Annotated in this window: 22 protein-coding genes; 2 read left to right on the top strand and 20 right to left on the bottom strand. The window is 42.7% G+C overall.

Going from position 1 to position 20,928, the window contains the following annotated elements; translation table 11 throughout:
* The first annotated feature begins 69 nt into the window (after positions 1 to 69).
* On the top strand, positions 70 to 1,401 hold the full coding sequence (gene xseA, locus IUZ65_RS03200) for an exodeoxyribonuclease VII large subunit (protein ID WP_443083724.1): 1,332 nt from the start codon (positions 70 to 72) through the stop codon (positions 1,399 to 1,401).
* On the opposite strand, the gene IUZ65_RS03195 is transcribed toward xseA, so the two are convergent.
* The 20 genes from IUZ65_RS03195 to trmJ form a co-directional block, all read right to left on the bottom strand.
* A complete protein-coding gene (locus IUZ65_RS03195; RefSeq protein WP_195702358.1) occupies positions 1,398 to 1,640 on the bottom strand; it encodes a zinc ribbon domain-containing protein in 243 nt (80 codons plus the stop codon). The genes xseA and IUZ65_RS03195 overlap by 4 nt on opposite strands.
* Positions 1,641 to 2,180: 540 nt before the next feature.
* Positions 2,181 to 3,668 carry a ribosome biogenesis GTPase Der gene (gene der / locus IUZ65_RS03190; protein ID WP_195702357.1) on the bottom strand — a complete coding sequence of 496 codons (1,488 nt, stop codon included), beginning with the start codon at positions 3,666 to 3,668 and terminating at the stop codon, positions 2,181 to 2,183.
* Between the two features lie 186 nt (positions 3,669 to 3,854).
* A complete protein-coding gene (bamB, locus tag IUZ65_RS03185; protein WP_195702356.1) occupies positions 3,855 to 5,012 on the bottom strand; it encodes an outer membrane protein assembly factor BamB in 1,158 nt (385 codons plus the stop codon).
* 11 nt (positions 5,013 to 5,023) lie between these two features.
* Entirely contained in the window at positions 5,024 to 5,638 is a 615-nt protein-coding gene (locus IUZ65_RS03180) for a YfgM family protein (protein ID WP_195702355.1), read from the bottom strand.
* 11 nt (positions 5,639 to 5,649) lie between these two features.
* Positions 5,650 to 6,918 (bottom strand): histidine--tRNA ligase, encoded by a 1,269-nt coding sequence (gene hisS / locus IUZ65_RS03175; RefSeq protein ID WP_195702354.1) that lies wholly within the window; start codon positions 6,916 to 6,918, stop codon positions 5,650 to 5,652.
* 25 nt (positions 6,919 to 6,943) lie between these two features.
* A complete protein-coding gene (gene ispG / locus IUZ65_RS03170; protein WP_195702353.1) occupies positions 6,944 to 8,068 on the bottom strand; it encodes a flavodoxin-dependent (E)-4-hydroxy-3-methylbut-2-enyl-diphosphate synthase in 1,125 nt (374 codons plus the stop codon).
* Positions 8,069 to 8,076: 8 nt separating this feature from the next.
* On the bottom strand, positions 8,077 to 9,036 hold the full coding sequence (gene rodZ / locus IUZ65_RS03165; protein ID WP_195702352.1) for a cytoskeleton protein RodZ: 960 nt from the start codon (positions 9,034 to 9,036) through the stop codon (positions 8,077 to 8,079).
* 12 nt (positions 9,037 to 9,048) lie between these two features.
* Positions 9,049 to 9,780, bottom strand: a complete 732-nt coding sequence (gene pilW / locus IUZ65_RS03160; RefSeq protein ID WP_195702351.1) for a type IV pilus biogenesis/stability protein PilW — start codon at positions 9,778 to 9,780, stop codon at positions 9,049 to 9,051.
* 58 nt (positions 9,781 to 9,838) lie between these two features.
* Positions 9,839 to 10,957, bottom strand: coding sequence for a bifunctional tRNA (adenosine(37)-C2)-methyltransferase TrmG/ribosomal RNA large subunit methyltransferase RlmN (locus tag IUZ65_RS03155; protein WP_195702350.1), 1,119 nt, complete (start codon positions 10,955 to 10,957; stop codon positions 9,839 to 9,841).
* Between the two features lie 269 nt (positions 10,958 to 11,226).
* Positions 11,227 to 11,658 carry a nucleoside-diphosphate kinase gene (gene ndk, locus IUZ65_RS03150; protein WP_195702349.1) on the bottom strand — a complete coding sequence of 144 codons (432 nt, stop codon included), beginning with the start codon at positions 11,656 to 11,658 and terminating at the stop codon, positions 11,227 to 11,229.
* 181 nt (positions 11,659 to 11,839) lie between these two features.
* On the bottom strand, positions 11,840 to 13,132 hold the full coding sequence (pepB, locus tag IUZ65_RS03145; protein ID WP_195702348.1) for an aminopeptidase PepB: 1,293 nt from the start codon (positions 13,130 to 13,132) through the stop codon (positions 11,840 to 11,842).
* A 162-nt stretch (positions 13,133 to 13,294) separates the two neighbouring features.
* Complete coding sequence (iscX, locus tag IUZ65_RS03140) at positions 13,295 to 13,489, bottom strand: Fe-S cluster assembly protein IscX (protein ID WP_195704979.1); 195 nt, start codon at positions 13,487 to 13,489, stop codon at positions 13,295 to 13,297.
* Between the two features lie 21 nt (positions 13,490 to 13,510).
* Positions 13,511 to 13,849 carry an ISC system 2Fe-2S type ferredoxin gene (gene fdx / locus IUZ65_RS03135; protein ID WP_195702347.1) on the bottom strand — a complete coding sequence of 113 codons (339 nt, stop codon included), beginning with the start codon at positions 13,847 to 13,849 and terminating at the stop codon, positions 13,511 to 13,513.
* 33 nt (positions 13,850 to 13,882) lie between these two features.
* Positions 13,883 to 15,748, bottom strand: a complete 1,866-nt coding sequence (hscA, locus tag IUZ65_RS03130) for a Fe-S protein assembly chaperone HscA (RefSeq protein WP_195702346.1) — start codon at positions 15,746 to 15,748, stop codon at positions 13,883 to 13,885.
* Between the two features lie 97 nt (positions 15,749 to 15,845).
* Complete coding sequence (gene hscB, locus IUZ65_RS03125; protein ID WP_195702345.1) at positions 15,846 to 16,349, bottom strand: co-chaperone HscB; 504 nt, start codon at positions 16,347 to 16,349, stop codon at positions 15,846 to 15,848.
* 47 nt (positions 16,350 to 16,396) lie between these two features.
* The gene (gene iscA, locus IUZ65_RS03120) at positions 16,397 to 16,720 is read right to left on the bottom strand and encodes an iron-sulfur cluster assembly protein IscA (protein ID WP_195702344.1); all 324 of its coding nucleotides are present in this window, start codon (positions 16,718 to 16,720) and stop codon (positions 16,397 to 16,399) included.
* A gap of 103 nt (positions 16,721 to 16,823) precedes the next feature.
* Positions 16,824 to 17,204: a Fe-S cluster assembly scaffold IscU gene (gene iscU, locus IUZ65_RS03115; RefSeq protein ID WP_195702343.1), complete on the bottom strand. Its 381-nt coding sequence runs from the start codon at positions 17,202 to 17,204 to the stop codon at positions 16,824 to 16,826.
* A gap of 33 nt (positions 17,205 to 17,237) precedes the next feature.
* Positions 17,238 to 18,452: an IscS subfamily cysteine desulfurase gene (locus IUZ65_RS03110; RefSeq protein WP_195702342.1), complete on the bottom strand. Its 1,215-nt coding sequence runs from the start codon at positions 18,450 to 18,452 to the stop codon at positions 17,238 to 17,240.
* 27 nt (positions 18,453 to 18,479) lie between these two features.
* Complete coding sequence (gene iscR / locus IUZ65_RS03105) at positions 18,480 to 18,989, bottom strand: Fe-S cluster assembly transcriptional regulator IscR (protein WP_195702341.1); 510 nt, start codon at positions 18,987 to 18,989, stop codon at positions 18,480 to 18,482.
* A gap of 111 nt (positions 18,990 to 19,100) precedes the next feature.
* A complete protein-coding gene (gene trmJ, locus IUZ65_RS03100; protein WP_195702340.1) occupies positions 19,101 to 19,829 on the bottom strand; it encodes a tRNA (cytosine(32)/uridine(32)-2'-O)-methyltransferase TrmJ in 729 nt (242 codons plus the stop codon).
* 238 nt (positions 19,830 to 20,067) lie between these two features.
* On the opposite strand from trmJ, the gene suhB reads away from it, so the two are divergent.
* The gene (suhB, locus tag IUZ65_RS03095; protein ID WP_195702339.1) at positions 20,068 to 20,871 is read left to right on the top strand and encodes an inositol-1-monophosphatase; all 804 of its coding nucleotides are present in this window, start codon (positions 20,068 to 20,070) and stop codon (positions 20,869 to 20,871) included.
* Positions 20,872 to 20,928: the final 57 nt, after the last annotated feature.

The raw sequence follows: 20,928 nt of genomic DNA, 5'->3' as shown, positions 1-20,928 counted from the left end.
TTTGCATTAACCCTCTTGCTATGTATTATATTGCCGCTAATTTCCATACTCACGTCCTGTGGTATTCTCTTGTCTGTGCAAAGCAACCAAAACATATTTACTGTATCCCGTCTTAATGCAGAAGTTCGTCTACTGCTGGAAAACGAGATGGGTATCGTTTGGTTAGTCGGCGAGATTTCTAATTTTTCTGCACCAGTTTCAGGGCATTGGTATTTATCTCTAAAAGACTCTCGCGCTCAGGTTAAGTGCGCCATGTTTCGCGGAAATAACCGCCGAGTAACATTCAGACCTGAAAACGGCAATCAAGTCTTGGTCAAGGCACGCCTGTCTCTTTATGAGCCACGTGGGGATTACCAGCTAATCATTGAAAGCATGCAGCCAGAAGGCGATGGCAAGTTACAACAAGAGTTTGATAAACTCAAAATGCAATTGGCTGCAGAAGGTCTCTTTGCTCAGTCGTTAAAAAAACCGCTTCCAGAGAACCCTAAGTGCGTCGGTGTCATCACCTCTAAAACAGGCGCTGCTCTTTACGATATATTAGATGTCCTTAAACGCAGAGACCCTAACCTGCCTGTCATTGTTTATCCAACGACGGTTCAAGGAGAAGCGGCAACGTTCGAAATCGCGCAAGCCATTGGCAGAGCAAACTCTCGTGATGAATGTGATGTATTGATCGTCGGCCGTGGCGGCGGTTCGTTAGAAGATCTCTGGTGTTTCAACCATGAAGTTGTTGCTAGAACTATTGCCGCAAGCGACATTCCTATTATCAGTGCCGTAGGTCATGAAATCGACGTTACTATCGCTGATTTTGTTGCTGACGTTCGCGCACCAACCCCATCCGCAGCAGCAGAGCTAGTAAGCCGAGACCAAAGCCATAAAGTACAAGCACTGCATTCCCGAAAAAATCGTTTGGAAAATGCCGTTAGAGTAAACCTGTCTAAGCGACATTACCTGCTACAGCAGTTCAATCATCGGCTTGAAAAACAACATCCTAGCTACCGTTTAGAGCAACAGAACCAGAGATTAGATGATCTAGAATCTCGTTTGATCCGCTCAATCGAAGAACAGACACGTTCAGGACAACATCAAATCCAGAACCTTAGCCATCGGCTGCATCTTAATTCTCCAGATAAACAATTGAATCAACAAAAGCATGCGTTGATTCAAGCAGAACAAAAGTTAATCGATGCTATCCATCGCACTATGTTGATGTCGAATCATAGCCTCGCGCTTCATGCAGAAAAGTTAGATGCAGTTAGCCCGTTAGCTACTTTAAAACGCGGTTATTCGATTAGTAAGGATGCATCCGGAACGGTCATATCTCATGCGTCTAAATTGGAAAAGGGCGATCAAATGATCACCCAATTCGTTGATGGCGAAATTACCTCCACCGTAAACTAGCCGAGTGACTCTCCTTGAACCTGAAACTCAATCCGAATGGCGGATTTAGATTTCATTTCATTGCAGCGGTTACAAAAGTAACTCACCGAACCGCAAGCTTGTAGCCTTTCTAACTCAGCTTCACACTTTGGACAAAACGCCACTTTATTGTAGCTGACATTGCAATCGTCACAGCGATAGGATCCTTCGTGCCATTCCAATGACCTACCGCATTTTGGGCATACATTTTCAACCGACATACTCTTCCTCAACAAACTGAATTAAACCTTAATACCCATTGCCACTCAATAACCGGTCAAAAGAAAGATCCTCATCAGATCTTCTGCTTTATCAATTTTGATCAGCGATCTACCCTATTAAGAACATAAATATACACACAACCCGAAAGCATAAGTTACATATCCTGCATATGCATTTTACACAGATTATTATTCTTAATTGATTAATTTATTCTTTAGATCTCAGTATTTAACAAAATTGATCAATGAAAATTAAACATCGAAATTCACTTGGCAGTAATCTATCGACAAACAGAGAAATGTTCATGCTTCCATAAAAATCCACGTATAGAATAGTTGTCTTTGAATGGTGCCGATAAAATGTAATGGTGTACATTGATGAAAACTTTTCTGAAGGACAGTATTGCGTTTCTACGGAATTGACGGAAGTTTTATTTTAATTTTTTGATCTTTCGGGCACAGACCAAAGAGACGATCGTTCATTTCTTTGAAGGTGTCTTTTTGAAGGGAAGAAAAAAGCGCCTTAAAGGCGCTTTCTAACTATTTTTTTCTGTTTTTCATCATACTCAATACGCGGTCTCTTTTGCGTCCTTGAGAGAGCGTCATTTTATTAACCTTACCTTCAAATGGGTTTTCGCTGTTATGGAAATGAATACGAATTGGCGTGCCCATAATTTCTAATGAACGGCGGTAGTAGTTCATTAGGTAGCGCTTGTAAGAGTCTGGAAGCGCTTTAACTTGATTACCGTGAATAACCACAATAGGTGGGTTATAGCCACCAGCGTGAGCATACTTAAGCTTAACACGACGTCCGCGAACAAGCGGTGGCTGATGGTCATCTGTTGCCATTTTCATTACACGGGTAAGTACAGAAGTACCAACACGTGTTGTTGCCGATTTATAGGCTTCTTGAACAGATTCAAATAAGTGACCTACACCCGTACCATGTAACGCAGAGATAAAGTGAATACGAGCGAAATCGATAAAACCTAATCGACGGTCCAACTCTTTCTTAACATCAGCTTTGATATCGGTATCTAAACCATCCCACTTATTTACCGCTATAACAATGGAGCGACCTGCGTTTAATGCAAAACCTAACAAACTCAAATCTTGATCAGATATATTCTCACGTGCATCGATAACCACCAACACGACGTTAGCATCTTCTATTGCTTTAAGCGTTTTCACCACAGAAAACTTTTCTACTGTTTCGTTGATACGCTTGCGACGACGAACACCAGCCGTATCTATTAACACATACTCGCGTTCATCACGCTGCATTGGGATATAGATAGAATCTCGAGTGGTGCCAGGCATGTCGTAAACAACCACACGTTCTTCACCGAGGATTCGGTTTGTCAGCGTTGATTTACCTACATTTGGACGACCAATAATAGCCAGTTTAATTGGCTGATCTTGCAAGCGCTTGAACTCTTCTTCCGCTTCTTCTTCCGTGTATTCCAGCTTCTCTTCATCATCGTCAACAAGATCGGTTAGGTCTTCAATGTCGCCTTTTTCTTTCTCATTCAAAGCTTCAGCAAATGGGCTCAGTGCGAGATCAATCAATGCCGTGACACCGCGGCCTTGTGAGGCCGCAATTTGGTACATATTATCCATACCAAGTTGCCAGAATTCCGCACTTGCAGCGTCCGCATCAACACCATCTACTTTATTGACCACTAGCATAGCTGGCTTTTCTATCTTTCTCAGGTGTTGCGCGATGGCTTGATCGGCTACGGTTAAACCCGCACGACCATCAACCATAAACAACACAACATCGGCTTCATCGATAGCAGCAAGTGATTGCTCCGCCATCTTGGTCTCGACACCTTCTTCTGTGCCGTCAATACCACCGGTGTCAATAACAATAAATTCATGTTCGCCAAGTTTAGCCTGACCATATTTTCGGTCACGAGTCAGCCCAGGAAAGTCTGCAACAAGTGCATCACGCGTACGTGTTAATCGGTTAAACAGCGTAGACTTGCCTACGTTTGGACGCCCTACAAGGGCAACAACAGGAATCATAACAACCTCTACAAAAAACATTCTATTATGTAGTTATAGGTAAGTTTTTGAAGACTTACCTATAACTACTCAATTCAACAACGACTCAATACCGCAAACGTTATTTCTTACAACAAAACGGCTCCTGACCGCAAAGTCAGGAGCCGAACGTGAATTCTATCACACTTTCATTATTTGAGTTAAGATCTAGTCGATTTTTAACTTACGGATTTTACCGTCACGTGTCGTAATCAGGTATCCGTCGTTCACTTCAATTGGACCGACAGCAAAACCGCTATCATTGATCAACTGCTGGGCAACAAATTCACCGGTATCCGTATCCAACCAATGTAAATAACCTTCCGCATCACCAAAGACCAAATAACCGTTTATTAGCGCAGGCGCAGTGAGCAAACGGTTCTCTAACTGTTTATTTGTCCAGATTTCGGTACCACTTCGAACATCGACAGCAGCGATATGATCGTTGTCTGAGACTAAGAACAAATCAGAGCCATTTGTTGCCATATCCAAGGTAGATGAATAGGTGCGCTTCCACGCTGGTGCACCTGAACGCAAGTCAATGGCGATTAATTGACCATTGAAACCAACGGTATAAAGCATACTACCCAAGATAACCGGTGAGGAATCAACATCAACCAATCTATCTATTTCAGTTGCACCTTTGGGAATACCTATCGGTTGTTGCCATATTAATTGACCACGAGCGACAATTGCAGCGGCTAAACGACCATTCGCCGTTCCCCAAAAAACACCACCAGACACTGTAGATGGAGAGCTATCTCCTCTCAATGTCAGGTTAGGAACTTCTGTACCTATCGTCCACTCTTGTTCGCCTGTTTCAGAGTCAAGAGCTTCTAAAATACCGCGACTTGTATTAACAATAACGAGGTTATTCTCAGTCGCTGGTTTCGATAGTACTTCACCCATGACTTGTTGACGCCAAAGCTCTTCACCTGTGTCGTTATCAAGGGCGATAACTTCACTATTCTCAGAACCAATAAACAGCTTTCCATAAGATGCAGTTATGCCACCAGATAAACGGGCAATACCTTCTTTTTGAAGGTCGATCTTCCAAATGATTTTGCCATTTTCAGGATCCAACGCCTTAACTTCACCATCACGGCTAGCGACAAATATTTTGTCGTAGGCAAACACAGGCTGCAGCTTTGAAAAGAACTGGCCAGCACCATCGCCTATATTCGCAGACCAATCGCTGCTTGGAGTAAACTGGCTATTAACCTGTGGAACAGGTGCCATAACCACTGTGTCTTCCTCACTAGCACAACCCGCAAGTCCAACCACAATAGCGGTACTTAATAATACTCGACTGAGTGTTTTCTTCATTACTTCAGCCCTTACTTGGCAAGATCATCCAACTTAAACTGGATATCTTGGCTTGCATCTGCTGCTTGTTGAGCTTCAGTGTAGGCACTATATGCGGCATCTTTATCGCCTTTTCGCAATAAAATATCACCTTTAAGTTCTGCGACTCTGCCTGCCCATGCTATAGAATCCAACGCGCCAAGTGTTGCTAACGCGTCATCAAATTGTTCTTTTTGAGCCTGGATTCGTGCAATGCGGAAGCTGGCAATTGGCCCTATCGCAATATCTTTAGTGTTGGCTTTTGCCCACTCTAGTTGCGCTAATGCTTCATCCCATTCAGCAACATCAACTTGAGCTTTTGCAAGCTGGAGTGCGGCTAGAACAGAATATTCAGTGTCTTTATTCGACTCGATAAAGCTCTCCACTTGAGAAGAGACGGCAACACCTTTGGTGGCAAGTTGCTCGATCACTTGTGAATAACTATCTGATGCCGCCTCTTTTGCTTCGATGATTGAATCTTGATAAAAACGCCAACCAAATAATCCACCGAAACCGATAACACCACCTAAAATGACGGCTTTACCGTTCTCTCTCCACCAATCTTTTATGGCTAGAACTTGATCTTCTTCGCTATCGTACAATTCCACTTTAAATCCTCTTAAACCAATTCTATTAGTTGAGCTGCAACATCGGCTTGCGCGACTGTTGTTTGCGAGCCACCGATGAGGTCTTTTACCACAACCGTATTTTCAGCAACTTCATTCTCACCTAACACTAATGCAACCGCTGCACCGACTTTGTCTGCGCGCTTAAATTGTTTCTTAAAATTGCCGCCACCGAAATGGGTCATAATACGTAAACTCGGTAACGTTTCACGTAATTGTTCGGCTAACTTCATACCCGCTTTCATGGTACCTTCACCTGCGGTAACTAAGTACACATCAACATTACGACGTACATCAGTTAACCCCAATGTATCGAGTAGTAAGACTAGACGCTCTAAGCCCATAGCAAACCCGACTCCAGGTGTCGCCTTTCCACCTAATTGCTCAACAAGTCCATCATAGCGGCCTCCGCCACAAACCGTACCTTGAGCACCTAAGCTTTCTGTAATCCATTCAAACACGGTTCGATTGTAATAATCTAAACCGCGTACTAAACGTTCATTAACTTGGTATTCGATTCCAGCAGAGTCAAGAAGTTCACACAAGCCGGAAAAGTGTTGCACTGACTCTTCATCTAAAAATGAAGATAGCTTTGGCGCGTCACCTAAAATAGCTTGTACTTCTGGATTTTTACTATCCAATACACGCAAAGGGTTGGTATACATACGACGTTTACAATCGTCATCTAAAACATCTTCGTGCTGTTCAAGATACGTAACTAATGCATCACGATAGTTAGCACGAGCCTCTAAAGACCCGATGGAGTTCAGCTCTAGACGGACATGATCCGCAATGCCTAATTCTCGCCATAAACGTGCTGTCATAATGATCAGTTCTGCATCGACATCCGGACCGTTAAGACCAAACACTTCGACACCAACTTGATGAAACTGACGATAGCGTCCTTTTTGAGGGCGCTCATGTCTAAACATTGGTCCCATATACCAAAGACGTTGTTCTTGGTTATACAGAAGACCATTTTCAATACCAGCACGAACACAACCTGCGGTCCCTTCAGGGCGCAGCGTTAAACTGTCCCCGTTGCGGTCTTCAAAGGTATACATCTCCTTTTCAACAACATCGGTCACTTCACCAATTGCACGGCTAAATAAATGCGTTTGCTCAACAATAGGCATACGTACTTCGCTATACCCATAAGCACTAACTACTTGTTTTACTGTACTCTCTACTTTTTGCCAAAGTGGTGAGTCAGTTGGGAGGCAGTCGTTCATACCTCGAATTGCTTGAATTGTTTTTGCCACTGTCTATTACCGTAAATCGTTAAGATTAATTGCTTTCAATTTGGTTTATATCAATTCGTTGTTTCGCGTCCAAAATGGAGGCTTTTGCACGAATTTTTGCTTCTAAATTGTCGAGAAGATCATTGTTATCAAGGCGCTCTTTGGTTCGTTTACCATCTTCATAAAACGCACTTCTTCTTGCGCTACCAGCAAGCCCTAAATGAGAAACTTCCGCTTCACCGGGTCCGTTTACTACGCAACCTATAAGAGATACGTCCATTGGAGTGGTAATATCTTCTAATCTCTGTTCCAGAGCATTTACCGTTGCTATCACATCAAACTCTTGACGAGAACAGGTTGGGCAAGCAATGAAATTAATACCTCGAGAACGAATTCGCAGCGATTTCAGAATATCGAAACCCACTTTAATTTCTTCAATAGGATCGGCGGCAAGAGAAATTCGTAATGTATCGCCAATACCTTCTGACAACAATAAACCGAGCCCTACCGCTGACTTAACGGAACCAGCTCTTGCTCCACCCGCCTCCGTAATACCTAAATGCAATGGTTGATCTATTTTTTGTGCCAGCAAACGGTAAGAGTCTACTGCTAGAAAAACATCCGAGGCTTTTACACTCACTTTGAATTGATCAAAATTGAGCCTATCAAGTATATCAACATGGCGCATTGCTGATTCTACGAGAGCGGCGGGTGTTGGTTCACCATACTTCTCTTGGATTTCTTTTTCTAACGACCCACCATTAACGCCAATGCGGATCGGTATATTATTATCGCGAGCACAATCAACTACTGAACGAATTCGACCTTCATTGCCGATATTGCCGGGATTGATTCGTAAACAGTCTACTCCGTACTCAGCCACTTTCAGGGCGATACGATAGTCAAAATGGATATCGGCGATAAGGGGAATAGAGACTTGTTGTTTGATCAGCTTAAATGCTTCTGCTGAATCCATCGTTGGAACAGAAACTCGAACGATATCAGCGCCGACTTTTTCTAAAGCTCGTATTTGAGCAACAGTTGCAGCCACATCAGTAGTACGTGTATTGGTCATCGATTGCACAGCAATTGGTGCGCCGTCGCCAATAGGGACATCGCCGACATATATTCTGGTCGATGAGCGACGTTTAATAGGGGATTCGTGTTGCATATTAGCTTCTAAGGTAAGGTGAATCTTGCTACTTTGCCAGTATTATACCCAGAAAGGTCAACTGGTTCATTCGCAAATGTCATCGATACGCCTTCAGGCGCACCCAAAATAATTTTATAAGGTGCTTTTCCAGCAAATTTGATGGTACTACCCGCTTTCTTAACACCGGTGGCAAACGTTTTGCCGGTGGCATCTTTCACTTGCACCCAACAATCGGCAGAAAAGGTCATGGCTAATTCATTACCGCTTGTTTCTAGCGGCTCAGAATTGTCTTCCGTGATGACGATTTCTGGTTCTACTTCAGACATCACTGCCTCTTCGCCATTTACATTTTCTAACAATGCGGCTTGCTCAGCCGCTTCTTGTTGTATCTGTTCTACTGGCTTCCCCTGATCTTCTTCAAGACTCGCTGGAAGTGTCACCGCTTCAGGCTGTTCAAATTGAGAGCGGTCTGGAGACGCAGGTTCATTTGATTGCGTTGGCTCAGCGGCAATAACAGATACCACAGCATCAATCGAGCTGACTTCCGTTAATGTATCTTGTTGGTTTTGATACCACCAAAGAGAAGAGATACCGATAATAACAACAAATATTATCCACGTTAGCTTCATTATGCGGCTATCATGTTTGTCTCTCTTGGTTTTTCGAGAAAAACTTTGCATTTCATGATCTGAGTGCTGCGCTTCTTTAAAGCTATCTAAAGAAGCAAGTACCTCTTTATCGTCTAAAGAAACCGCTTTAGCATAAGAACGTAAATAGCCACGTGTAAACGTAGCGACTTGATCAAAATCATAGTTATTTGCATCGATACTTTGAATGATAGTGAGTCTCAACCTTAATCGGTCGGCGATCTCTTCTTGAGAAATACCCAGTTGCTCACGCTTAGTACGAAGCATGTCTCCTGCCTGTACTCCAGCAACGATCTCTACCACTTCTTCAGTTACAGTTGGTTCTTTTTCAGTAGTCATAGCTATGTATTTCTAATTTTTTGTAGAGCTCGGATACTTTACCTTAAGTATTTTAGCGTATTCACCTGCTAACTCTTTATTACCTGCTTTATTTTCTAACTCTATAAGCAGATGTAAACTACTCAGTTGGTATCCAAACCTATCGTGAAATTTAATTAGTCTAACCCTTGCATCATTATAATCCCCATTCTCTGACTTCAATTTAGACAATTGAAGCAGTGAGAAATAACGGTGTGGGTCATAATCCAAAGAGCGCGTAAAATAATGCTCTGCTTTTGCTCTGTTACCACTCTTTAGTGAGCATATCGCTGCATTTTCTAAACTATCAACCACTTGATAGTTTGAAGGCTGCTTAATCGCACGGGTAAAAAATTCGTCGGCTTTTTCGTATTGACCAAGTCGACATAAGAATGCACCGTAATTATTAAGCACTTCGCTGTTCTTTGGAGACTCCCGCAATGCTTTTATATACGTTTGTTCGGCAAGTGTGTTCTCGCCAACTAACTGATAATAATAAGCTATTGAATTCAATGTTCGGTAGTAATTTGGTGCGTATTTTACCGCTAATTCAAGATTCTCTCTTGCTTTTAGCCTATTCCCATCAGCAAGATAGCCTAATCCAAGCTCTATTCTTGCATCTGCAGCGTCAATATCACTATTTCTACCACCCATATCTTGCTCAGTAACTGTAACACAACCCGTCACTATGCATGCAAGAAATGTTGTTACAACCCATCTAACCATTGAATCAAAGCCTTAAATAAGCGCACGGGTCACACCCGATTCAATGATTGCAATCTTATCAGATTGATTTTACCGGAATTGGTTCCCCAAGCTGGTTCTGTTTTGTTCGTTTTGTTCTATCGATCACATCACCAACTAACTGACCGCACGCTGCATCGATATCATCACCGCGCGTTTTACGTACTGTTACCGTATGTTCATATTCCATTAGTGTCTTCTGGAAACGATCTATACGAGAGTTACTTGGCTTTTTGTATGGTGAACCAGGATAAGGATTAAATGGAATCAAATTGATCTTACAAGGTGTACCTTTCATTACTTCTGCGAGTTGTCTTGCATGTTGCATGTCATCATTTACATGATCCAACAAAACATATTCGATCGTAACCTTGCCACGGTTGGCGTTCGACGAGTCAACATATCGATGAATGGAGGCAAGTAGATCCTGAATGTTCCAGCGGTCATTGATCGGCATAATCTGGCTACGAAGTTCATCTGTCGGGGCATGTAATGAAACGGCCAAAGCTACATCGATAACACCTGTCATCTGATCCAAACCAGAGACCACACCCGATGTAGATACGGTTACGCGACGCTTAGATAGCCCGAAACCTAGATCATCAAGCATAATTTCTAATGCTGGTATCAAATTTTTCATGTTCAGAAGTGGCTCACCCATCCCCATCATTACCACATTGGTAATTGGACGTCGGCCAGTATCTTTTTGTAACCCTATTTCTTTCGCAGCTCTCCATACCTGACCAATAATTTCAGATACCCTTAAATTACGGTTAAAACCTTGTTGCCCCGTCGAGCAAAACGTACATTCAAGGGCGCATCCAACTTGAGAAGATACACACAATGTCGCACGTTCATCATCTGGGATATAGACCGTTTCAACATCTTGATCGCCAACACGCATGGCCCATTTAATCGTGCCATCAGACGAATGCTGAGCATCGGAAACAAGAGGAGCACGGATCTCCGCGACACGCAGTAATTTTTCGCGTAACTTTTTATTGATATTCGTCATTTGTTCGAAGTCATCGACGCCAAACTGGTAGATCCATTTCATCACCTGCTCTGCTCGGAAGGCTTTCTCACCTAATTCTTCAATAAAAAAATGGCGAAGTCCTTTACGATCAAAATCCATTAAATTGACTTTTGCAGTAGTCATGTGACCTCTCGACGACAGTTGTTTTACAAAATACTAAATAACCTGATCGCACTGTGCGTATCATCAAGTTAATTATAAATAAGGGCGCGAATTGTACAGCGTTTAATCAGGTACAACAAGGGTTGAAACACACTTGGTAGGTAAGGGATTGATTACTTAGAATATAGAATCTTGAACGTCTTTTTCCCAGAATCTAGTCTGTTTTCCCAGATTCTAGAAGTGAGCAAAGTAAACGCTCAAGATTCAATTAGAAACAGTATCCTACGACATTAATCTACTCGAGGACAAATCTCTGATTCAGGGAAGAAAAACTCTATCTCGCGAGCCGCTGAGACAGGGCTATCTGAACCGTGCACCGAGTTGAAACGCATGCTTAAGGCATAGTCATTACGGATCGTGCCACATGCGGCATTGTCAGGATTGGTTGTTCCCATAAGCTCTCGATAGCGTTCAATGGCATTTTCGCCTTCAAGCACCTGGACCATAACAGGACCTGATATCATGAACTCTTTTAGAGGAGGGAAGAACTCTTTACCTTCATGCTCTGCGTAAAAACCCCTCGCTTGTGCATCTGTTAAATGAAGCATTTTTGCTGCCACGACACGCAAACCAGCTTTCTCGATACGGTTATATATTTCACCAATAAGGTTTCGCTTCACTGCGTCAGGCTTAACAATTGAGAATGTTCTTTCAAGGGCCATATGATTTCCTTTTTACTTTGTTACCTTCACTATTCTTATTACGAAATGTGTAAGGTTTATGCTGATTGACTTTACGACGTTTATTCGGTGGTTTTATACCCATTCTATTAGGTAACCATTTAGGTTAATTGTAGAGGTATAAACCACCTTATTATTTTAATTAGTGACTTTATATTATCTTTTACTTTGATTGGTCAACAAGAAAGCGCGCTAATGTGCGGACACCCATACCGGTTGCACCAGCGGACCATTTATCACTGGCCGATTTACGATAAGTCCCTGCGCAATCAAAGTGTAACCATCCTTTTTTGTGGTCTTCTACAAAATAAGATAAGAAGGCGGCGGCAGTACTCGCACCGGGTGCGAAATCACCACTACTGATATTAGACAAATCGGCGAAACTGGAAGGTAGCATGCCTCGATGAAAATCGGCTAATGGCAATGGCCACAGACCTTCTTTCTCTTCGTTTGCGCTGGTTAATACTTTATGGGACAACTCATCATCAAAAGACAATAGTGCATGGAAATCATTACCCAATGCGTTTTTGGCTGCGCCTGTTAACGTAGCACAGTCGATAATAAGCTCTGGATTTTGCTCACTGGCAAAGATGAGGCCATCAGCCAAAACCAAACGCCCTTCCGCATCTGTGTTCATTATTTCCACAGTTTTGCCATTTTTATAGGTAATAATATCACCGAGCTTTAGTGCTCGACCTGACACCATATTTTCTGCACAACATAGGATAAGCTTAACGCGCTTATTCAAACCGCGAAGAATCGCCAACCCTAAACCACCAGTAATGGTACCAGCACCACCCATATCAGCCTTCATCGATGTCATGCCGTTAGAAGGTTTTAAACTATAACCACCAGAATCAAAAGTGATACCTTTACCGACTAGGCAAGCAAAGACAGGGGCCTCTTTATCGCCCGTTGGGTTGTAATCTAGCTGAAGCATTGCCGATGTCCTTTCAGAACCACGACCCACAGCAAAAATTCCTGTCCAACCTTCTGACAGTAAATCTTTATCTTTGACAATACGGTACGTAACGTTTTCTGGAGAGAGCGATTTTATGAACTCACCCGCCATAGAAGCAAGCTGCCTTGGCGCTACCTCTTCTGCTGGTTTATTGATTATATCGCGAACCCAATCTGTGGTTTTTATTCTTGCTTCCAACTCTTTTTGATCGGCATCATCTAATGCAGTCCAGTCCACATTACCTTTGTTTTTTGGAGAACGGAATCCTTGTAAAAAAGTCCAAACTTCCTCTAATCCCCAGCCGTCACCGACTAATTGGATTGACTTGATTCCATTGCCTTCAAGCTTTCTTGCCGCTTTCTGAATAACACCCGTATCGTGTGAACCATTTGTATGTATCTGTGCGCCACTTTCGTTAAATGAGATAACCGCTTTTTCGCCCCATTGGGCATCCGCTTGATCTTTTGATATCTGTACTTGCATCTGTGTAGACATAATTTCTCCTAGCTCTACATGCAGCTCTCTTTTTTATAACTGCGTCTTTTTTCGGCGATCGTAATTACCGTCTAAGTTGTCATTATTGCAAACAAAATAGAAGGGCATAGCCCTTCTATTTTTAAATTATTTACTTTTTACTCTTCAAAATTAATCTTACGATTAATCCATTTCATCCATCCAACAGAGAATGACGGCTTCTAATATCTTCTCATTAGAACGTTGAGGATCGTCATCAAACTCTTCCAGTTCTGTGATCCATTTATGTAAATCAGTAAACCGTACCGTTTTAGGATCAGTATCTGGATACAAATCACACAATTCAATAGCAATATCTAGAGAATCAGTCCATTTCATCATTTGCTCCCTTTCGTAAACTTAGTGGTCTTCTGATGCGTGGTTAACCGTATACTTTGGTATCTCAACCACGAGATCTTCATTCGCGACGATGGCTTGACAACCCAAGCGGGATTCAGGTTCAAGCCCCCACGCTTTGTCTAACATATCATCTTCTATTTCGTCACTCTCAGTAAGAGAATCAAACCCTTCACGAACGACAATATGGCACGTTGTACATGAGCATGATTTCTCACACGCATGCTCAATTCCAATACCATTTTTTAACGCTACATCAAGAACCGTTTCACCTGATTTTGCTTCCAACACTGCGCCTTCAGGGCAAAGATCTTCATGGGGTAATACAACTATCTTGGGCATATTCTTTTCCTACTCTTAAATCAGTACAACAAACTAAATATCATCAACAGATTGACCTGAAAGTGCACGTCGAATCGAAATATCCATTCGACGAGACGCAAATTCTTGGCTCGCTTTGTCTGTTTCTTTAATACCTTGCTCTATTGCATCTGCATTATTGCCGTTTCGAAGCGCAATAAGTGCTTCGATGGCTTTTATAAGTTCTTTACTTTCGTCATCCGTAAGCAATGCATCACCATCGGTTTTCATCGCGGCGACTAATCCTTCGATTACTCTGTCGGCCTCAACTTTTTGCTCTGATAATGCTCTCGCCTCCATATCATCTCGGGCATGCGTCATCGAGTCTCTTAACATGTTAGCAATTTCATCATCGCTTAGTCCGTACGAAGGCTTAACCTGAATCTCGGCCTGAACCCCTGTACTTTTTTCCATCGCGGTAACAGACAACAACCCATCCGCATCAACCTGATAGGTCACGCGTATATGAGCCGCTCCAGCCGCCATTGGAGGAATTCCTTTAAGAGAAAACTTAGCGAGGGAGCGACAGTCGTCAATTAGCTCTCGTTCACCTTGTGTCACGTGCACAATCATCCCTGTTTGCCCATCTTTAAAGGTCGTGAACTCTTGCGCTTTAGCGACAGGTATTGTGGTATTACGTGGAATGATTTTTTCGACCAGTCCACCCATGGTTTCAATACCCAATGAAAGCGGGATAACATCTAACAATAGCATTTCAGAATCAGGCTTGTTGCCAACCAATATATCGGCCTGAATCGCGGCACCAATTGCAACCACTTCATCTGGGTTTATTGTGGTAAGTGGTGTGCGACCAAAGAAGTCTCCGACCATCTCGCGTACGGAAAGAATACGAGTTGACCCTCCGACCATAACGACTTCTAACACCTCTTCACTGTCTACATCGGCATCTTTCAGCACACGGCGACAAGAAAGCAATGTTTTCTTAATGAGTGGCTGTATTAGGCTTTCAAATTCATCACGTGTTAACACACACGTCTCATTGAAAAGAGAGACTTCGGCGGACGACTCTTTTGATAGAGCAATTTTTGCTTCTGTCGCCGCATCCAATAGTGTTCTGTTTTGTTGCGCAGATAATGGGGACGCTAACCCGAGCTGATTCTGGAAGTAATTCGCAATCAAATGGTCGAAATCATCACCACCTAACGCAGAGTCCCCACCAGTAGCAAGTACTTCAAATATACCTTTAGAAAGACGTAAAATGGAGATATCAAATGTACCACCACCTAAGTCGTAAACCGCGATAACGCCTTCTTTTCCCGAGTCTAGTCCATACGCGATAGCCGCTGCGGTAGGTTCATTGAGTAACCTGAGCACCTTCATTCCTGCCAATGTTGCCGCGTCTTTTGTACCGGCTCGCTGCGCATCATCAAAATAAGCGGGAACCGTAATGACAACACCTTCTAACTCTCCGCCTAATGTATTTTCAGCTCGCTTGTTTAACGCTTTTAGGATATCAGCCGAAACTTCGATAGGATTTTTAACGCCGGCTTTGGTTTGCAATAACGGCAAACCATTGTCACTTTCAAGAAAATCATATGGCAACAATGGATAACGTGTTTGGATATCAGCCAATGATCGACCGATAAGTCGCTTCACAGAAATGATGGTATTACTGGGGTCTGTTTGAGCGTGACTTCTCGCTTCAGTGCCAACTTGATGGCCTTCGTCTTGGTGTTTTTTATTTTGATAGTAGACAACTGAAGGTAGAATATGATTTCCGTTTTCATCCGGTAAAGGTGAAGCGGTACCGCTTCGTACAGAGGCAACAAGTGAGTTTGTCGTGCCTAAATCAATACCGACAGCAAGTTTACTTTCATGTGGCGCTGGGCTTTGTCCAGGTTCAGCAATTTGCAATAACATTGAGCGTCCTTATTTGAGCCGCGAATATCTTATTCAACATGCTCAATTTTATTCTTAATTTTTACAACAAAATTGAGTTTCGTATCTGCCCTGTTGATTAACCAACGAGTTTGTCTTCAACGCGCTCAACTTCATTTTTAAGTTTTACAATAAATTTAAGTTTACGTACCCGATCGGTCGCTTGTTCCCAAAGGGATTCATCGAGTTCTTTTTTAACATCGAGTAGGATTTGTTTGTACATTTTGCTGACCTTGTTGTCAAAGTCAAACAGGTCATCTTCAGAAGCAATATTTTCTAACTCTTCACGAAGCTCCATTTGCTCCATCAAAAAAACCGGGTCTTGCAATGTTTTTTGCTCGCCCTTAATATCGAAACCGTTAAGCATCAGGATATATTCTGCACGAGTAATGGGTTGCTTTAATGCTTGATACGCGTCGTTTATCTGCGCCGCTTTTTGCACTGACAGAAGACGATCTCTTTCTGAAGCCATTGCAAAATTATCGGGATGAAATTGACGCTGTAAGTCTCTAAACTTAGAAGAAAGAAGGCTACCATCCAATTCATATTGGATAGGTAGCCCGAATAGTTCAAAATGAGTCATTAAGATAAGTTCCAGTTTGCTAGAGAGATGAGAACTAGAAATAGCAGTTAAACGGTAAAGCTTTCACCACAACCACACTCATCTTTTACGTTCGGATTATTAAACTGAAAGCCTTCATTTAAGCCTTCTTTCACAAAATCTAGTTCAGTACCATCAAGGTAAACCAAGCTTTTGGGATCAATGATAATCTTAACCGTGTTCGTTTCGAACACTTCATCTTCTTCGTTTAACTGGTCAACAAACTCCAACACATACGCCATTCCTGAGCACCCCGTGGTTTTCACCCCAAGACGCAATCCAATACCTGAACCTCGGTTATCAAGAAATGTTTGTACTCGGCTTGCTGCCGCTTCAGTCATCGAGATGGCCATACTTAAACCTTAGAATTTCGTTCTTGTACTAGGGAGGAAAATCCTCCCTTATTTCCAGTTAATGCTAATAATTAGCTAACGGCGCTACCGTTAGCAATCGCTATTATTGATGTTTTTTTTTGTAGTCAGATACGGCTGCTTTGATCGCATCTTCAGCAAGAATAGAACAATGCACTTTTACGGGTGGAAGTTCCAGTTCCTCTGCAATTTCTGAGTTCTGGATCGCTGCTGCTTCATCAATACTTTTGCCTTTAACCCACTCTGTAACTAATGAGCTAGAGGCAATAGCGGAACCACAACCATAGGTTTTGAATTTCGCATCTTCGATAATACCTTCTGGTGACACTTTAATCTGTAGCTTCATCACGTCACCACAAGCAGGTGCACCTACCATGCCACTACCTACGCTTGGATCTTCTTTATCAAAAGATCCTACATTGCGTGGGTTTTCATAATGGTCGATTACTTTTTCACTATAAGCCATAATTTTTTCCTCGAATCCTCTATTTCATTAAGATCAATGATGGGCCCACTCTACCGAGCTCAAATCAACCCCTTCTTTATACATATCCCATAGAGGAGACATGTCTCGTAACTTGCTTACGGCAACACGAATTTGCTGAACCGCGTAATCAATTTCTTCTTCCGTCGTAAAACGACCAAAAGAGAATCGTACCGAGCTGTGTGCCAATTCGTCATCAAGACCAAGAGCACGTAAAACATAAGATGGTTCTAGACTTGCTGATGTACAAGCTGAGCCTGAAGAAACGGCAAGATCTTTCAGTGCCATCAACAGCGATTCACCTTCAACAAAAGCAAAGCTGATATTTAAATTATTTGGTAAGCGTTGCTCAAGGTCACCGTTAATCGTCAATGCTTCCATGCCTTCAAGGCCCGCAAGCATTCTTTCACGCATCGCTAATCCATGGTCGAAATCTTGTTGCATCTCTTCTTTAGCGATACGGAATGCTTCACCCATTCCCACAATTTGATGAGTTGCTAAAGTACCAGAACGGAATCCGCGCTCATGACCACCACCGTGCATTTGTGCCTCTAAACGGATACGGGGTTTGCGACGAACATATAATGCGCCAATCCCTTTTGGTCCGTAAACTTTATGAGCTGAGAAAGAGATAAGGTCTACTTTCATCTCTTGCACATCAATAGGTAATTTACCCGCAGACTGAGCAGCGTCTACGTGGAATATTATTTTTCGCTCACGGCATAACTCGCCGATAGAACTGATGTCTTGGATGACACCGATTTCATTGTTTACATGCATGAACGAGACCAACACTGTGTCTTCACGCAATGCGTCTTGTAATTTATTTAGGTCGATAAGACCGTTTGTTTCCGGCGTAAGATACGTTACTTCAAATCCTTCACGCTCCAACTGACGACAAGGATCTAGAACCGCTTTATGCTCCGTTTTACAGGTAATAATATGCTTACCTTTTTTACCGTAAAAATGTGCAGCACCTTTAATGGCAAGGTTGTCTGATTCTGTTGCGCCGGATGTGATAACTATCTCACGTGGATCCGCATTGATAAGATCGGCGATTTGCTCACGAGCGGTGTCTACCGCTTCTTCTGCCTGCCAGCCGTAACGATGTGAACGCGATGCAGGGTTACCAAAATTACCGTCCATCGTCATGCACTGAACCATTTTTTCTGCGACTCTTGGGTCAACAGGGCACGTAGCTGAATAATCAAAATAAATAGGCAGTTTCATTTTTTACTCCAGTGAAAAAAATTGCCGCTATGAGCGAACATTTGCACTGATGGGCTCGACAGTGCTTTTTGTTTTTTGTGTATACCCGTTATTAACCACCAGTTCAATTCCCTGGCGATCAGCGATCTCTAGTACTTCGTTATCTGTCATAAGTTGACCAAGTGTGATGTTGTCTAAGAAATCACTTATTCGATCACTTAGATCCCGCCAGAGCGTATGGGTTAGACAGCGTGTGCCACCTTGGCAACCACTCTTTCCACCGCATTTTGTTGCGTCAACGGACTCATCAACGGCAGAAATAATAATGCCGATAGATATATCAAACGCTTGTCTACCTAAGCGGTAACCACCACCTGGGCCTCTTACGCTGGCCACCAAACCTGCCTTGCGCAGTTTTGAAAATAATTGCTCTAAATACGAGAGCGAAATACCTTGGCGCTCAGATATATCGGCTAGTGGCACTGGTCCCTCTTGGGAATTAAGTGCAACATCTAGCATTGCAGTTACTGCATATCTTCCTTTAGATGTAAGTCTCATATCACACTCTTTACTATGTCTAATATAGTTAGAGTTTTTCATACCCGACTAAATTGGTCAAGTATTTATTTGACTAATTTAGTCGGGTATTTAACCATTAAAAGAAAAGGGTTATTTTTTGCTTGGTAGCTGCTTCTCAACAGAGGTTAAAATCCCTCTTAAAATATTGATTTCTTGAGACTCTGGTCGAGCGCGATTAAATAATCGTCTCAGTTTAGTCATCACCATATTTGGTTTGTCCTGAGCAATAAACTGGGTACTCGTTATCACTTTTTCAAGGTGCTCATAGAACATCTCTAGCTCTTTGTGACGTGGATACTCTTCTACACGCGTCGGGTAACCACTTTGTAAACGATTAAGATGGGCAACTCTCACTTCATAGGAGAGCGTCTGTACGGCCATCGCAAGATTCAAAGAACTGTATTCTGGATTCGCTGGAATGCAAACATGATAATGACAGGCCTGCAGCTCTTCATTTGTGAGCCCGGTACGTTCGCGACCAAAAATCAGCGCAACAGGGTGATTTTCGCCTTCAATAGCAAACTTTTCACCACATTCTCTTGGTTCAAGCATTGGCCATTCTAATGTGCGAGAACGAGCACTAGAACCTACAACCAAACCACAGTCGGCTACCGCTTCTTCTAAACTGTCGACTATAACTGCATTTTGAGCGATATCTGCCGCCCCTGCGGCTAATGCTCGAGTTTGGGCATCGACTTCACACTCAGGCTTAACCAAGACAAGTTGACTTAGCCCCATGACTTTCATTGCCCGTGCAGCAGAACCAATGTTACCGGGATGAGATGTCCCTATGAGTATTACTTTAACGTTATCTAACATGCTCAAAATTGCCCAATTTGAAAAACCGTAGAATGGTAGCACAGCTAGGGTTTCCGGGAAACTGAGAGTGCGACTGTTCGCTCAATATAAGCGGAATTAAAACCCGAGCGGGTACCCATCCATTTATCTCCTTCTTAACCACCTTTCATAGTGCAAAAAATAACCACTTCCATTTTTTGATAGCTCTGCTATACTCGCGGCCGCTTTCTGTTCTTTAACATCTGTTGGGTATAAATTTATGCATCCTATGCTAAATATCGCTATTCGCGCTGCGCGAAAAGCTGGCAATCATATTGCCAAATCATTAGAAAATGCTGAAAAAATCGAAGCTACACTAAAAGGTAGTAATGACTACGTAACGAACGTAGACAAAGAAGCTGAAGTTATCATCATCGATATCATCAAAGCAGCCTATCCTGATCACTGCATCCTTGCAGAAGAAACTGGTACCATCGAAGGCAAAGATAAAGGCGTGCAATGGATCATTGACCCACTAGATGGCACGACTAACTTTGTAAAAGGTTTCCCTCAATTTTCAGTTTCTATTGCAGTTCGCATGAACGGCAGAACCGAAGTTGCCTGTGTTTATGACCCAATGTTAAATGAGCTTTTCACCGCTCAACGTGGTTCTGGCGCACAGCTAAATAACTCACGTATTCGCGTAAAACAACTTAAAGATCTTGAAGGTACTGTTCTAGGAACAGGTTTCCCATTCAAGCAAAAACAACATTCTGAAGCTTATTTCAAAATAATGACATCACTGTTTACTGAGTGTTCTGACTTTCGTCGTGCAGGTTCAGCAGCGCTTGATTTATGTTATGTAGCGGCTGGCCGTATAGATGGTTTCTTTGAGCTTGGTCTTAAACCATGGGATATGGCAGCGGGTGAACTTATCGCTCGTGAAGCTGGCGCTATCCTAACTGATTTCGCCGGTGGCACAAATTACATGGAATCTGGTAACGTCGTTGCATCAAGTGCCCGTGGTACTAAGAATATCCTGAAGCATATCCGTGAGAACGGTAACAGTGCCATCCTAAAATAGAATTCTAAATTCAATCTATCCAGCCCTCATCGCAAGATGAGGGCTTTTTTTATGCTC

It is taken from the genome of Vibrio sp. VB16 (genome assembly GCF_015594925.2).
GTDB lineage: Bacteria > Pseudomonadota > Gammaproteobacteria > Enterobacterales > Vibrionaceae > Vibrio.
This window is presented reverse-complemented; position numbering and strand designations above follow the sequence as displayed.